15 protein-coding genes are annotated in these 13,429 nt (G+C 64.9%); 8 read left to right on the top strand and 7 right to left on the bottom strand.

Translation table 11 applies throughout. The annotated features are described in order from the left end of the window. Window positions 1-124: 124 nt before the first annotated feature. Together GGD61_RS09675 and GGD61_RS09670 are read left to right on the top strand one after the other, a co-directional pair. Window positions 125-643, top strand: a complete 519-nt coding sequence (locus GGD61_RS09675; protein WP_092253281.1) for a septal ring lytic transglycosylase RlpA family protein — start codon at window positions 125-127, stop codon at window positions 641-643. A 103-nt stretch (window positions 644-746) separates the two neighbouring features. Next, entirely contained in the window at window positions 747-902 is a 156-nt protein-coding gene (locus tag GGD61_RS09670) for a hypothetical protein (RefSeq protein WP_177236955.1), read from the top strand. Here GGD61_RS09670 and GGD61_RS09665 read toward each other — a convergent pair. The 3 genes from GGD61_RS09665 to GGD61_RS09655 all read right to left on the bottom strand — a co-directional run bounded on the left by GGD61_RS09665 (window position 874) and on the right by GGD61_RS09655 (window position 4,397). After that, window positions 874-1,218 carry a hypothetical protein gene (locus tag GGD61_RS09665; RefSeq protein WP_091961321.1) on the bottom strand — a complete coding sequence of 115 codons (345 nt, stop codon included), beginning with the start codon at window positions 1,216-1,218 and terminating at the stop codon, window positions 874-876. The genes GGD61_RS09670 and GGD61_RS09665 overlap by 29 nt on opposite strands. A gap of 86 nt (window positions 1,219-1,304) precedes the next feature. Continuing rightward, entirely contained in the window at window positions 1,305-1,577 is a 273-nt protein-coding gene (locus tag GGD61_RS09660; protein ID WP_092253279.1) for a hypothetical protein, read from the bottom strand. Window positions 1,578-1,709: 132 nt separating this feature from the next. Beyond that, complete coding sequence (locus GGD61_RS09655) at window positions 1,710-4,397, bottom strand: alpha/beta hydrolase fold domain-containing protein (RefSeq protein WP_092253278.1); 2,688 nt, start codon at window positions 4,395-4,397, stop codon at window positions 1,710-1,712. Window positions 4,398-4,587: 190 nt separating this feature from the next. Here GGD61_RS09655 and GGD61_RS09650 point away from each other — a divergent pair, with 190 nt between their 5' ends. Together GGD61_RS09650 and GGD61_RS09645 are read left to right on the top strand one after the other, a co-directional pair. Next, on the top strand, window positions 4,588-4,836 hold the full coding sequence (locus GGD61_RS09650) for a hypothetical protein (protein WP_092253276.1): 249 nt from the start codon (window positions 4,588-4,590) through the stop codon (window positions 4,834-4,836). An 81-nt stretch (window positions 4,837-4,917) separates the two neighbouring features. Further along, a complete protein-coding gene (locus GGD61_RS09645; protein WP_092253274.1) occupies window positions 4,918-6,408 on the top strand; it encodes a carboxylesterase/lipase family protein in 1,491 nt (496 codons plus the stop codon). A gap of 21 nt (window positions 6,409-6,429) precedes the next feature. On the opposite strand, the gene GGD61_RS09640 is transcribed toward GGD61_RS09645, so the two are convergent. Beyond that, the gene (locus tag GGD61_RS09640; protein WP_018319760.1) at window positions 6,430-6,609 is read right to left on the bottom strand and encodes a hypothetical protein; all 180 of its coding nucleotides are present in this window, start codon (window positions 6,607-6,609) and stop codon (window positions 6,430-6,432) included. A gap of 149 nt (window positions 6,610-6,758) precedes the next feature. On the opposite strand from GGD61_RS09640, the gene GGD61_RS09635 reads away from it, so the two are divergent. Further along, window positions 6,759-7,553, top strand: a complete 795-nt coding sequence (locus tag GGD61_RS09635) for a class III extradiol ring-cleavage dioxygenase (protein WP_092253272.1) — start codon at window positions 6,759-6,761, stop codon at window positions 7,551-7,553. Window positions 7,554-7,670: 117 nt separating this feature from the next. On the opposite strand, the gene GGD61_RS09630 is transcribed toward GGD61_RS09635, so the two are convergent. From GGD61_RS09630 to glgC, 3 genes are read right to left on the bottom strand one after another with little or no spacing between them, the layout of a single operon-like run. Further along, the gene (locus GGD61_RS09630) at window positions 7,671-7,931 is read right to left on the bottom strand and encodes a SemiSWEET transporter (RefSeq protein WP_028145410.1); all 261 of its coding nucleotides are present in this window, start codon (window positions 7,929-7,931) and stop codon (window positions 7,671-7,673) included. A gap of 38 nt (window positions 7,932-7,969) precedes the next feature. Then, the gene (gene glgA / locus GGD61_RS09625) at window positions 7,970-9,424 is read right to left on the bottom strand and encodes a glycogen synthase GlgA (RefSeq protein ID WP_183230641.1); all 1,455 of its coding nucleotides are present in this window, start codon (window positions 9,422-9,424) and stop codon (window positions 7,970-7,972) included. Further along, window positions 9,421-10,683 (bottom strand): glucose-1-phosphate adenylyltransferase, encoded by a 1,263-nt coding sequence (gene glgC / locus GGD61_RS09620; protein WP_018319764.1) that lies wholly within the window; start codon window positions 10,681-10,683, stop codon window positions 9,421-9,423. Before glgC ends, glgA begins: the two co-directional genes overlap by 4 nt. A 367-nt stretch (window positions 10,684-11,050) precedes the next feature. On the opposite strand from glgC, the gene GGD61_RS09615 reads away from it, so the two are divergent. The 3 genes from GGD61_RS09615 to GGD61_RS09605 all read left to right on the top strand — a co-directional run bounded on the left by GGD61_RS09615 (window position 11,051) and on the right by GGD61_RS09605 (window position 13,260). Next, window positions 11,051-11,491, top strand: coding sequence for a hypothetical protein (locus GGD61_RS09615; RefSeq protein ID WP_092253268.1), 441 nt, complete (start codon window positions 11,051-11,053; stop codon window positions 11,489-11,491). 241 nt (window positions 11,492-11,732) lie between these two features. Next, window positions 11,733-12,047: a septal ring lytic transglycosylase RlpA family protein gene (locus tag GGD61_RS09610; protein ID WP_183230640.1), complete on the top strand. Its 315-nt coding sequence runs from the start codon at window positions 11,733-11,735 to the stop codon at window positions 12,045-12,047. A gap of 43 nt (window positions 12,048-12,090) precedes the next feature. Further along, on the top strand, window positions 12,091-13,260 hold the full coding sequence (locus tag GGD61_RS09605; protein ID WP_183230639.1) for a Gfo/Idh/MocA family protein: 1,170 nt from the start codon (window positions 12,091-12,093) through the stop codon (window positions 13,258-13,260). Window positions 13,261-13,429 lie beyond the last annotated feature (169 nt).

Below are 13,429 nucleotides of genomic sequence, written 5' to 3'. Positions count from 1 at the left end.
CATGCAGGTGTGGTGGAATCGTCACAGCTGACGCGAAACGGCGGCGGCCCCACGCCCGCTTTTGTTCCGACAAGGTTCTGCCCTCATTGCCCACCGAAACTCCGGGCAGTTCGGAGGGCGCATCATGTCTTGCATTGCACGTGCCGAAACTGCCCCGATTTCACTGGCAACCGCGAGCCGGCTGCTGCTGGCCATCGTCGGGGCCGCCTCGCTCGCCGCCTGCGCGCAATCGCCTGTCGGCCGCCAGAAGGCCGATCTCGGGGGCACCGGCCGGCAGGCCGCGATCGAGCGGCCGCACCGGGTGGCGGCGCTGCATCCAAGGCCGATCAGCCGGGTGCGCATTCCCAATGGCGATGCAAAGCAAGCGGCTTCGCACGGCGTTGCCAGCTTCTATTCGGATACGGAGACTGCGAGCGGCGAGAAGTTCGACAAGAACGAATTGACCGCGGCCCATCCGACCCTGCCATTCGGCACCAAGCTGCGCGTCACCGACGTTTCCTCCGGCCGCTTCGTGACCGTCAGGGTCAACGATCGCGGGCCCTATATCCGCGGACGCGTCGTCGACGTCTCGCCTTCCGCAGCCGAGGCGCTCGGCATGGTCGACAGGGGCATCACCAATGTCCGGCTCGACGTCGTGCAATGAGTTCGAGACATCGCGTTCGGCCCGCCGCGCTTAACCGGGTGTTAGCGGCTTCTCAAGCACCATGTCTGTCCGAACAATTTGGGGCTGTTGGGGAGGCGGGCGCTTGAACACGATCCGATATCTCGAAGATCAAGCCGCGCGCGCCGAGCGACTCGCCAAACGGATCACGGATACGCTGACGATCGAAAAGCTCCAGGCCTTCGCCGACGAGCGCCGTCGCGAAATCGAAGTCATCGCCGGCAAATATCGGCGCGCATAACTCCCGCATTCATGCTATGGCTATCGATGAAGTCGCTGAGATAGTCGGGTAGCTCTATGCCATAGATGTCGCAGCGTGCCTTTATCGCGCCGGCGACATCGGTCGAGATGTCCTTCATCCAATGTTCGAGCGTGTTGAACGAAATCACCTTGATGGGGTCGTTGAAGCAGCCGGCGACGAGCTCGCCGATCGTGGCTTCGAGATCGCTTCGTTCGATGCGAATCTCCGTCGCCTGGTCGAGGCGATCGATCACCACGAACAGGGTCTGGTCTGCGCCATAGGGCACGACCGGGGGTGGTACGCCAGCTTCAAGCATGTGAGGCACTCGCGGCTTGACTTCCGATTTCCACCAACGGGAAAAACCGGCAGAAGGTTCCTAACGCGCCTGCATGTGAAGCGCCGTCAGAGAAATTCTCTCCAGCGCGAGAGTTCGATAACGTGTTCGGGCGAGAGGATGCCGGTCACGAGCGGCGGCTGCGCCGCTGTCCGGATCTCATAGAGATGCCGGGTCGCCGCCGGCTTCCCCATGAACGCCGAGATGCACTCGTCGAGCGTGCCTTCCCTTATCGGGTATGATTCCCGGTCCGGCCGGCGCTGGTTTGCCAGCGATGGCCATTTATGCAGGGCCGCCAGCGCATCGAAATCGACCTTTGAAGCCGCAACCACGTCCCCCATCGTCCCACCTCACGCAAAAAACACCCCAGCACGCAGATTTGCGTGCCGGGGCCCATAGCTGTCGCTGCATCTCAATGCCACACGCACTTAACGGGGCAGCGGGGAAAAGGTTCCCGGCCGCTCCGTTTCCGCTCAACTCGCGGCCGCCGCGATTTTGTGCCCTGGGCTGGCGTTGCCGTGATTGTCCTCGTCACCGCGGCTGATCTCCGGCGGCAGCCCGGCGAAGCGTCGCAAGGCTTCCGCCATTTGCACGCGGCCCGGCACGCCCGTGATCACCACATCGACCATGGTGAAGGACGAGTGGAAATGGCCGTTCGCCCTGAGCTGCTCGACCGGGACGCCTGCGGCCGCCATCGCTTCGGCATAAGCGATGCCTTCGTCGCGCAAGGGATCGAACTCGCAGGTCGCCACGAAAGCAGGCGGCAACCTTTCGACCTTGCCGCGGAGCGGCGAGGCGCGCGGATCGGTGCGGTCCGCCGGCGAGCAGTAGAGGTCCCAGAACCAGTACATCAGCGATCGCGTCAGGAAGTAGCCGGTCGCATTGTCGTTATAGGACGGGCGATCGAAGGTGCAGTCAGTGGCCGGGCAGATCAGGAGCTGGCCAGCGATCTCCGGCCCGCCGCGGTCGCGCGCGAGCTGGCAGGTGACGGCGGCGATGTTGCCGCCGGCGCTCCAGCCCGCCACCATTACCGGGCCCGGCTTGCCGCCGAGTTCAGTGGCGTGTTCGGCGATCCAGCGCGTGGCCGCATAGCCATCTTCGGCAGCGGTCGGGAAGCGATGCTCGGGGGCGTGGCGATAGCCGACGCTGACGAACGTCATGCCGGTCCGCCGCACCATGTCGCGGCAGAACGGCTCGTCCGACTGCTCGTCGCCGAGCACCCAGCCGCCGCCGTGGAAATAGACCACGACCGGATGCGGTCCCGGCGTCGCCGGCTTGTAGACGCGGTAGGGCAGCGCACCGCCCGTGACGGGCAGGGTGCCGTCGACGATCTCGCCGACCGGCCGTCCGGCGGGCCGGCCCTTGTTGAACTCGTTCACGAACTCGCGTGCGCCGATCGCGCCCATCGACTCGATCGGCGGCAGATTCAGCGACGCGAGCAGGTTCATCACCAGCCGCACGTCGGGCTGCAGCCGCACCACCTCGCCGTCATTGCATTGCTCCGTGCCGCCAGGGCCGGTGAGCCTGAAGCCGAGCATGCCGCGGCTGACCACCTCATCGCAGATGCTGCGATAGGGGCCAACGCCGCCGGTATAGGGCATCAGGCCCTGCACCTTGCCGGGGACGTTGGCGCCCGTGTACCAGGTGTTGGCGAGCCGATGCAGCGTCAGCATCGAACAGTCGGCCATGTGCCTGTTCCAGCCGGCCTGCGCCGTCTCGGTCGGCTCGATCGTGGTGAAGCCGGCATCACGCAATGCGGCCAGTCGGTCGACCACCCAGTCGACATGCTGCTCGATCGACACCGCCATGTTCGACAGCACCGACGGGCTGCCCGGCCCGGTGATCATGAAGAAGTTGGGAAAGCCTTCGACCGTGAGCCCGAGATAGGTCTGCGGCCCCTGCGCCCAGACATCGGTCAGCGACTTGCCGCCGCGCCCGGTGATCGGATGCACGGCGCGGATCGCGCCGGTCATGGCGTCGAAGCCGGTCGCGAACACGATGACGTCGACGTCGAAGCTGCGGCCGTTCGTGGAGATGCAACTTGCCGTGATCGCCTTGATCGGCTCCTGCCGCAGATTGACCAGCGTGACGTTCGGCCGGTTGTAGGTGGCGTAGTAGTTGGTATCGAGGCAGGGACGCTTGGCGCCGAACGGATGGTCGTGCGGCATCAGCGCCGCGGCGGTTTCGGGATCCTTCACGGCCGCCGAGATCTTCTCGCGGATGAGATCGCAGATCAGCTTGTTGCCGTCGACATCGACGGCCTGGTCCGCCCAGAGCTGGGTCAGAATATAGACCAGATCGCCCTTGCCCCAGGCTTCCTCGAAGCGCGCGCGGCGCTCGGCATCGCTGAGCTGCCAGCTCACTGCCATCTGCTGCGGATAGGGCACGCCCGCCATCGACTGGCGCGCCTGCTCACGATAGGCGGCGCGATCGCCCTGCAAAAGGCTCATGCGGTCCGATGGGGCCGGGCCATTATGCGCAGGCAGTGCGAAGTTCGGCGTGCGTTGGAACACGGTCAGATGCGCGGCCTGCTCGGCGATCAGCGGGATCGACTGGATCGCCGACGAGCCGGTGCCGATCACGGCGACGCGTTTTCCTGCGAGATTGACGCCGCCATGCGGCCAGCGTCCGGTGAAATAGACCTCGCCCTTGAAATCCTTGACGCCGTCGATCTCCGGCGGCTTCGGCGCCGAGAGGCAGCCGGTGGCCATGATGTAATGGCGGCAGGAGACCGGTGGGCCATTGTCGGTGGTCAGCTGCCAGCGCTCGGCCTTCTCGTCCCATTTGGCTTCGGTGACCTTGGTGCTGAAGCGGATGTCGCCCCTGAGGTCGTAGCGGTCGGCGACGAAGCCGAGATAGCGCAGGATTTCGGGCTGGGTCGCGTATTTCTCCGACCAGGTCCAGGCCGTCTCGAGCTCGGGATCGAAGGTGTAGCTGTAGTCGATGGTCTGGATGTCGCAGCGCGCGCCCGGATAGCGGTTCCAGTACCAGGTGCCGCCGACGTCGCCGGCCTCTTCGAGCCCGACCGCCCTAAAGCCGGCCTTGCGCAGGCGATGAAGCAGATAGAGGCCGGCAAAGCCGGCGCCGACCACGGCGACATCGACCTGCTGAGCGGTTCCGCGCTCATCGGAGGCACGTGTGGCAACCATCGCGTCAGGCATGGCATCCTCCCGTATGTTTTGTTTTGCCGGCAAGGCTATCGCCACATGCACGGCTTGTCATCACGGCATGTGCAATCTTGGGTAGGCGTTTGCGGCGTCATCGTGGCCGCGTGAATGTTGCGGCACTACACGCACCGCGATGCACAATGGCCGTGATTACCCGGGCTAATCATGCCCGATCCGCCTCTGTATGCTTGCGGTTACAAGCCACGCGTACCGGCCGGGCGTCATGACAGAGTTGAGTGAGCGGACCAAAGCGAACATGGACGTCGTCCTGGAGCAGACGTGCCGGCAATTGCCGCATGGCGGCGATCACGACAGCCGCAGGTTCATCGCCGAGCGCCTGATCGAAGCCGCGCGGGCCGGGCACGCCACGCTCGGCGAACTCGGCATCGTCGCGCGGCACGCGCTGGCGGAGATTCTCGCAAAGCGCGGTTAGTACGAGCCGCCAGGCTTGCCCCGCCGACGGCGGCGGACGTAACCTGCAGGAAACCGTTCCGCGCATCGAGATGCACCGAAGATGCGATCCCTGCTCGCGCTTCTTGCGGCCTCCATTGTCCTGTGTTGCGCCGGCCCGGCCGTGGCGCAGCCGGTCGGACAATTTCCATTCGCGCTGACGCGTGAAGGACAGATGCTCGGCGCCGTCGAAGGCGAGGTGGCCTCGTTCAAGGGACTGGCCTACGCCACGCCGCCGGTCGGCGCGCTGCGCTGGCGCCCGCCGCAGCCGACGCCCGAAAGTTCGGAGATGCACACCGCCTACGATTACGGCGCGCCGTGCCTTCAGCCGTCCTTGCCTGATGCGAGCGAGGATTGCCTGACGCTGAACGTGTTTCGTCCCTTCGGGGTCGACGGCCCGCTGCCGGTGATGATGTTCATCCATGGCGGCGGCTTCATCGGCGGCACCGCGAATGAGCGGCTGTTCGACGGAGCCAGGCTGGCGCAGGCCGGCCTCATCGTGGTCACCGCAAATTATCGCCTCGGCGCGCTCGGCTGGCTCGCTGATCCCGCGTTGGCGGACGGCGGCTCCGGCAATTACGGCCTGATGGACCAGATCGCCGCGCTGCGTTGGGTTCATGACAACATCGCGGCCTTCGGCGGTGATCCGCACAACGTCACCTTGTTTGGCAGCGACGCGGGCGCGACATCGATCGCGCTTCTGATGCTGTCCGCGCAGTCGCGCGATTTGTTCCAGAAGGCCATTCTGCAATCGGTGCCCGGTCGCGCGCCTCTGCGCTCGGTGCAGGACGCGCATGCGACCGGCCGGCAGTTCGTGGCGGCGCTCGGACCGCAGGCGGATTTGCGCGCCGCCGAACCGCGCCGCCTGCTTGCCGCCGAAAGCCGTCTGCTGGAGCAATCGCGGTATGCCTTCGCGCCAATGATGGATGGAAGTCTGGTGACCGAGGATATCGCTGCCGGCTTTGCGGCCGGACATCAAAGCCGCATTCCTCTGATGATCGGCTCGAACGACGACGAGACGGGTTTCGACGGCGAGTTCGATACCAGGGAGGAGCTTGCAGCGTCAGGCCTCACAAGCGATGAACTGCGCAAGCTCTATCCCGATCTCGCCAAGCCTTCTCTCGACAGGCCTTCTCTCGCCAAGCCTTCGGATCTTGCGGCAAGATTTTACACCGACAAAGTTTTTTCCGAGCCCGCAAGGCTGCTGGCGCGCCTGCATGCCGCAAGCGGCGCGGCGACCTTTCGCTATCGCTTCGCTTACGTGCCCGAGGCGCGGCGCGCCAATCCTGGGGCTGGGCACGGGCGCGAGTTGCAGTTCATCTTCGGTGCAGAAGGCGTGCCGGGAGCGGGCATCTTCTCGCGAGCCGATCGCGAGGTCGCAAGCCGCATGCGGTCCTATTGGATCAACTTCGCCAGAAGCGGCGATCCCAACGGTCCCGGTCTGCCGCATTGGGACGCAGCCGCAGGGAGCGATCGCCTGCTGCTGATCACGAACGATCGCATCGCGAGCGGCGACGATCCCTTGGCGGAGCGTCTCGACCGGCTCGCGCGCTAGCGCCGATAAAAATGGTTGGACTTAAGCCGCGAGCTCGACGCGGGGCGCCGGCGTCAGCCGGCCTTCCTCCAGATAGTCCATCGCGCCGTCCTTCTCGACGGCGTAGAACTGCTGGCCGTCCCGCGACTTGAAGGCGGCGCGAACGATGCCGCGGCGGCCCTTGTCACTGTTGACGACATCCCCCAGCGCAAACTTCTTCATCTCACGTCTCACTTGTCTTCAGGCCGACTGCTTCGGCCACGCCGGGGATTTTGGGCGGCAAATCGTTAACGACTTGCTAACCATGCCGGTTTGCCTATGCTCGTTGCCGGACGCGCGGGCACGCGCAGAGTGCCGATGAGACGAGCCCCATGACGCGATTTCCGACCCTGTTCCTGTCGCACGGCGGCGGCCCCTGGCCGTTCATGGAGGACAGGCGGGTGCAATATGCCAGAACCGCCGAAGAGTTCGGCCGGTTGCCGCAGCTTCTGCCGGAGAGGCCGAAGGCCGTGCTCGTCATCACCGGCCATTGGGAGGCCGATGCCTTCACCGTCTCGACCTCGGCGCATCCGCCGATGGTGTACGACTATTACGGTTTCCCCGAGCATACCTATCATCTCAAATATCCGGCGCCGGGCCGGCCCGAACTTGCGACCGAGGTGAAGGCGCTGCTCACGCGCGCGGGCCTCGAATGCCGGGAAGATCCCAACCAGGGTTTTGATCACGGCACCTTCGTGCCGCTCGGCCTGATGTATCCGAACGCCGACATGCCGATCGTGCTGCTGTCGCTGAAGTCTGCTTACGATGCGGCCGAGCACGTCAAGGTCGGCGAGGCGATTGCCCCGCTCCGCGATGAAGGCATCCTGATCGTCGGCAGCGGGCTGACCTATCACAATATGCGTGGCTTCAACCGGCCGGAGTCCAAGCCGGTCTCGTATGACTTCGAGGCCTATCTGAACGAGGCGATCAGCAACCCGGATCCGGCTCGCCGCAACGCGATGCTGGTCGACTGGGAGAACGCACCGAGCGCGCGCCTCGCGCATCCGCGCGAGGATCATCTGCTGCCGCTGATGGTGGCTGCCGGCGCCGCCGGCAGCGATATCGGCAAGCGCGTCTTCGTCGACGAGGTCGCGAGTGTGGCGATGGCGTCGTATGTATTCGGTTGATTCCGTAGGGCGGATTAGCGAAGCGTAATCCGCCGTCGTGCGGCAAGGTGGCGGATTACGCCCGCGGACTGCGCTTCGCGCAGCCGGGGGCTAATCCGCCCTACGCATCCCGCGACCTCACCCGTATTTCAGTTTCATGAACAAAATGCCGCCGGCGAGCAGCATGGTGATGGCGTTGGCGGCGACCAGCGGCGCATCGCCCGAGAGCAAGCCATAGATCAGCCAGAGCGCGAGGCCGAGCACCATCACAAGAAACATGCCGAGCGAGATGTCTCCGGTGGAGCGCGTCTTCCACACCTTGATGGCTTGCGGCGCATAGGCCACGGTGGTGCAGGTGGCGGCGGCAAAGCCGATCAGCTTGATCACGAACGGGTCCATGCCGGCTCTATAGCATGGATTCGACGATGGTCATCGCCTCAGGCACGCTCCGTCATGAGCCCGCGATACAGCGCGGCATAGTCGCCGGTGCGGTTGCGCCAGGAGACGTCGGTCGCAAGGCCGTTTCGTTGCAGCCGGCGCCAGGTCTGCTTGTCGTGGAAGGCGGTGTTGGCCTTGCGCAGCGTGCCGGCGAGGGCGGCCGCCGTCACGGGTGCGAACTTGAAACCGGTGGCATCGCGGTCGGCGGCGTCGGCTTCGCTGATGTCGACGATGGTGTCCTCGAGCCCGCCGACGCGTGAGACGATCGGAACGGCGCCATAGCGCAGCGCGCAGAGCTGGGTCAGGCCGCACGGCTCGAAGCGTGACGGCACGATCAGCGCGTCCGATCCGGCCTGGAGCAGGTGCGCCAAAATCTCGTCATAGCCGATCACGACGCCGATCCGGCCGGGATTGGCGCGGGCAGCGGACTGATAGCGATCCTGGAGATCGCGGTCGCCGCTGCCGAGCAGCGCGAGCTGCATGCCTTCGGCCAGAATGGTCGGAATGGCCTCGAGCAGCAGATCGAGCCCCTTCTGCCACGACAGCCGGCTGATGACGCCGAGCAGCGGCGCCTCGTCGGAGGAATCGAGATTGAACTGCTGCTGCAGCACCGCCTTGTTCGCGGCCCGGAAGGTCAGGTCCTCGGCGCCGTAGCGGTAGGCGATGTGCGCATCGTCCTGCGGATTCCACACCGAGATGTCGATGCCGTTGAGGATGCCGCTCAGCACGTTCGCGCGTGCGCGCAGCAGGCCACCGAACCCCATGCCGCCTTCGTCGCTCTGGATCTCCTGTGCGTAGGTCGGCGACACCGTCGTGATGCGATCGGCGAATTGCAGGCCCGCCTTCAAGAAGCTGATGCCGCCGAAATATTCGATCTCGTTGACGTTGAACGCGTGCCAGGGCAGGCCGATCGCACCGATTAGCTCAGGAGCGAACTTGCCCTGATAGGCCATGTTGTGGATGGTCATCACGGTGCCGGGCCGCGGGCGATTGTCATAATGCAGATAGGCCGGCGCGAGCCCGGCCTGCCAGTCATGGGCGTGCACGACATCGGGAACGAAGGCGGGGACGAGTCCGTGGCCGATATCGGCGGCGATGCGCGACAGCGCCGCGAAGCGCACGCCATTGTCCGGCCAGTCGACGCCTTCGGTGGTGACATAGGGATTGCCCGGCCGCGCATAGAGATGCGGCACGTCGAGCACGAACAGGTCGAGCCCGTCATGGGAGCCCGCGAGCAGCCGGCCCGGCCCGCCGAAATAATCCGGCCAGCTCCGGATCTCCTCTGCGTTCGATACGAGCCGCATCACGTCGGGATAGCCCGGCATCAAGGTGCGCATCTCGACGCCATGCGCCTTCAGCGCGATCGGCAGCGCGCCGGCGACATCCGCGAGGCCGCCGGTCTTGACGATGGGATAGACTTCAGAAGCGACCGCGAGGACGCGAACAGGCCTCATGTATTGAGCCTGTCGATCATCGGCTGGGTGACGAGCGAAATCCCCTGCTCGGTGGTGCGGAAGCGCTTGGCATCGAATGCGGGATCCTCGCCGATCACGAGTCCTTCCGGAATCTCGACGCCGCGGTCGATCACGACGTTCTTCAGCCGCGCGCCGCGGCCGACATTGACATAGGGCATGATCACGGCGTTCTCGACATTGGCATAGGAGTTGATGCGCACGCCGGTGAACAGCAGCGACCGGCGCAGCGAGGCGCCGGAGATGATGCAGCCGCCCGAGACCAGCGAGCTCACGGCCTGGCCGCGCCGGCTCTCCTCGTCATGGACGAATTTCGCCGGCGGCGTGATCTCGGCATAGGACCAGATCGGCCAGGAGCTGTCGAACAGGTCGAGCTCGGGCACGACGTCGGTGAGGTCGATATTGGCGGCCCAATAGGCATCGACCGTGCCGACGTCGCGCCAATAGGCGCGGGGGTCGCTGCCGGAACGCACGCAGGAGGTGGAATATTGGTGCGCCATCGCGCGGCCGTTCTTGACGAGGTAGGGAATGATGTCCTTGCCGAAATCGTGGTTCGAGTTCGGATCATCGGCGTCGCGCTTGAGCTCCTCGAACAGGAACTTGGCGTCGAACACGTAGATGCCCATGCTGGCGAGCGAGACGTCCGGCTTGCCCGGCATCGGCGGCGGATCCTTCGGCTTCTCCAGGAACTCCTGAATCCAGCCGTTCTCGTCGATATGCATGATGCCGAAGCCCGAGGATTCCGTCCGCGGCATCTCCAGGCAACCGACGGTGACGTCGGCGCCGCTGTCGACGTGCTGGCGCAGCATCACCTCGTAATCCATTTTATAGATGTGGTCGCCGGCCAGCACCACGATGAAGCGGCAGGCGTGGGATTCGATGATGTCGATGTTCTGGTAGACCGCATCCGCCGTGCCGACATACCACATGTTCTCGGAGACGCGCTGGCTCGCGGGGAGGATGTCGAAGCTCTCGTTTCGCTCCGGGCGGAAGAAGTTCCAACCCATCTGAAGATGCCGGATCAGGCTGTGCGCCTTGTACTGGGTTGCGACCGCGATGCGGCGGATGCCCGAATTGACGGCATTCGACAGCGCGAAATCGATGATGCGGGACTTGCCGCCGAAATAGACGGCTGGCTTGGCGCGGCGGTCGGTCAGCTCCAGGAGCCGGCTGCCACGTCCGCCAGCCAGGACGAACGCCAGCGCCTGACGGGCAAGCGGCTCGGGTCTCGCGGCACTCATGTCATTCCTCCCACTCACACCCGGCGCAGGCCGAGGCTATTTGTCGCGAGAAGCCTCGCGCCATTGGAACCGATAGTAGCGGTACGAATAGTCAATCGTGAAGTAGGTTGTTGGTTGCGCGGGCGAGAAGCTTAATGCTCTGCCTTGGCCGCGGGGCTCCGGCATCGCACCGGTGTCACGTCGGGCAGAGCGGGCGCGTCGGCTCGCCTCGCATGCCGGCAGCCGGCTCGCAGCGAGGCTTGGACGAGGCTTGTGCGCCGCACGCAAATACGGGCTTGGAAAATCCGGGCTTTGACTTGGCGCAAAGATGCCCGATCATGTCGCTGCGATCCTTTTCCAAGCAAGACGTTAGACAGGGAGCAAGTCGATGAGGATCTGGAAAACGGCAATTGCCTGTTCGGTCGCCGGCGTGGTCATCGCCGGTCAAATTCAACCGGCGGCAGCGGCCCCGCTGCCGACCAACGTCGCGACCATGAAGGCCGCGGTCGGTGACGATGTCGCGCAAGTGCATTGGCGCGGCGGCGGGTGGGGTTGGGGCCTTGGCGGTCTCGCGGCCGGCGCGATCATCGGCGGCGCGATCGCGGCCGGCGCGCCTTACGGCTACGGCTATTACGGCGGCGGACCGTATTATGGCGGCTATGGCTATCCGGGTTACGGCTACGGTTATGCCCCCGCCTATTACGGCGGCTACGGCTACGCGCCGGTGTATCCGCGCTATTATCGGCCCTATCGTCCGTATTACGGCTATGGCTACGGCTACCGGCCGTACCGGGTCTATCACCGGCACTATTATCGCCGATATTGGTGAGCCGTCGCGCTTTGGCTTTGAGCATGGTCTGCGCGCAAACGCGTCACAGGTTTGCGCGCACGATTGCGGCGTGATGTCGCTAAGCCGGCGACGATGCTGCGCGAGATCACCGTACGCGCCGCTCTTTCCGGAAAGTAACAATGTGTGATGGCGCGGTCGCTCCTTGCGCGCCGTGAGTTGGGAACCTTAGGGAACAAAGCGACGTTTGCAGCGCCGGGTGTGGCCAATCTGGAGCGGTGCCGTGCAAGCGCAAACCACGCTATTCCTCTGTCTGGCCATTTTTTCGTTTTCACCATTTTCTGTTGCATATGCCGAAAGCGGGCTCGCCTCCTATTACGGCTACGCAAAAGCCGGCAAAGGCGGCGAGCTCACCTGCGCGCACCGGACGCGCCGGTTCGGCAGCGTGCTGAGGGTCTCCTATGGCAGCCGCACGATCCAATGTCGCGTCAACGATCGCGGCCCGTTCATCCGCGGCCGTATCGTCGACCTCTCGGTGCCGGCCGCCCGCGCGCTCGGGATGATGAGCGCCGGCGTGGTGCGAGTCTCCGTGGAATAGGCCGGCCAGCGCGCTATAGTGCCGCCCAAAGCAAGGGGGCGCTATGGCAGGCATCAGGATCGGACTCGTCGGCTGCGGCTTCGTGTCGGAGCTGCATATGTATGCGTTCCGGCGCGTCTATGGCGTGGATGTCGAGGTCGCGGCGGTGGCCGCGCGCGGCGACCACGTCGTCGAATTCGCCGGCCGTCACAACATCCCGCGCGTCTATCGCAGCTTTGCCGATCTGATCGCCGACCGCGAGATCGACGTCGTCGACATCTGCACCCCGCCCAATCTTCATGCCGAAATGATTGTCGGGGCGATGCAGGCCGGCAAGCATGTCATTTGCGAAAAGCCGTTCGCCGGCTATTTCGGCCGCGACGGCGACAAGCAGCCGATCGGCAAGCACGTGCCGAAGGCGCTGATGTATGAGCGCGTGCTCGAGGAGATGGACAAGACGCGCGCCGCGATCGAGCGCACCGGAAAGCTCTTCATGTATGCCGAAGACTGGATCTACGCGCCCGCGGTGACCAAGACTGCGGAGATCATCAAGGCGACCAAGGACAAGATCCTCTTCATGAAGGGCGAGGAGAGCCATTCCGGCTCGCACGCGGCCCACGCCGCGCAATGGGCGATGACCGGCGGCGGCTCGTTGATCCGCATGGGCTGCCATCCGCTCTCGGCCGTGCTCTACCTCAAGCAGGTCGAAGCCAAGGCGCGCGGTGAGAGCATCCGTGTCGCCAGCGTCACCGGCGATGTCGGCAACGTCACAGCGGGCCTCAAGCCGGAGGAGCGCACCTACATCAAGGCCAATCCGGTCGATGTCGAGGATTGGGGCACGCTGACGGCGACGTTCTCGGACGGCACCAAGGCCACCGTGTTCTCCGGCGACATGATCATGGGCGGCGTGCGCAATCTGGTCGAGACGTATACGTCAGGCGGCTCGCTATTCGCCAACATCACCCCGAACAATCATCTGATGAGCTACCAGACCTCCGAGGAGAAGCTCGCCAGCGTCTACATCACCGAGAAGGTCGACCGCAAAACCGGCTGGCAATATGTCTGCCTCGAGGAGGAATGGACGCGCGGCTATCTGCAGGAGATTCAGGACTTCATGGAATGCGTCGCGACCGGGCGGCAGCCGCTGTCTGACCTCGCGCTGGCCTATGAGACGATCAAGGTGAACTACGCAGGGTACTGGGCCGCGGAGGAGGGGCGGAGGGTGGTGTTGTAGGGCACGCTTCTCTTACCCTCCCCTGGAGGGGGAGGGTCGATCGCGCGCAGCGCGAGCGGGGTGGGGTGATCTCACCAATCGGGCAGTGCCCGTGTGGAGAGATCACCCCATCCCGCCACGCATTTCGCTTCGCTGCATGCGTAGCGACCCTCCCCTGGAGGGGGAGGGT

Source organism: Bradyrhizobium sp. SBR1B, from assembly GCF_014198205.1.
Taxonomy (GTDB): domain Bacteria; phylum Pseudomonadota; class Alphaproteobacteria; order Rhizobiales; family Xanthobacteraceae; genus Bradyrhizobium.
Note: the sequence above shows the minus strand (reverse complement) of the source record. Positions and strands in the feature narration are given on the sequence as shown.

Excerpts from the sequence above, each read along its gene's own strand:
- GGD61_RS09675 (WP_092253281.1), top strand. The coding sequence starts at position 125 with ATGTCTTGCATTGCACGTGCCGAAACTGCCCCGATTTCACTGGCAACC.
- GGD61_RS09665 (WP_091961321.1), bottom strand. The coding sequence starts at position 1,218 with ATGCTTGAAGCTGGCGTACCACCCCCGGTCGTGCCCTATGGCGCAGAC.
- GGD61_RS09660 (WP_092253279.1), bottom strand. The coding sequence starts at position 1,577 with ATGGGGGACGTGGTTGCGGCTTCAAAGGTCGATTTCGATGCGCTGGCG.
- GGD61_RS09655 (WP_092253278.1), bottom strand. The coding sequence starts at position 4,397 with ATGCCTGACGCGATGGTTGCCACACGTGCCTCCGATGAGCGCGGAACC.
- GGD61_RS09650 (WP_092253276.1), top strand. The coding sequence starts at position 4,588 with ATGCTTGCGGTTACAAGCCACGCGTACCGGCCGGGCGTCATGACAGAG.
- GGD61_RS09645 (WP_092253274.1), top strand. The coding sequence starts at position 4,918 with ATGCGATCCCTGCTCGCGCTTCTTGCGGCCTCCATTGTCCTGTGTTGC.
- GGD61_RS09640 (WP_018319760.1), bottom strand. The coding sequence starts at position 6,609 with ATGAAGAAGTTTGCGCTGGGGGATGTCGTCAACAGTGACAAGGGCCGC.
- GGD61_RS09635 (WP_092253272.1), top strand. The coding sequence starts at position 6,759 with ATGACGCGATTTCCGACCCTGTTCCTGTCGCACGGCGGCGGCCCCTGG.
- GGD61_RS09630 (WP_028145410.1), bottom strand. The coding sequence starts at position 7,931 with ATGGACCCGTTCGTGATCAAGCTGATCGGCTTTGCCGCCGCCACCTGC.
- glgA (WP_183230641.1), bottom strand. The coding sequence starts at position 9,424 with ATGAGGCCTGTTCGCGTCCTCGCGGTCGCTTCTGAAGTCTATCCCATC.
- glgC (WP_018319764.1), bottom strand. The coding sequence starts at position 10,683 with ATGAGTGCCGCGAGACCCGAGCCGCTTGCCCGTCAGGCGCTGGCGTTC.
- GGD61_RS09615 (WP_092253268.1), top strand. The coding sequence starts at position 11,051 with ATGAGGATCTGGAAAACGGCAATTGCCTGTTCGGTCGCCGGCGTGGTC.
- GGD61_RS09605 (WP_183230639.1), top strand. The coding sequence starts at position 12,091 with ATGGCAGGCATCAGGATCGGACTCGTCGGCTGCGGCTTCGTGTCGGAG.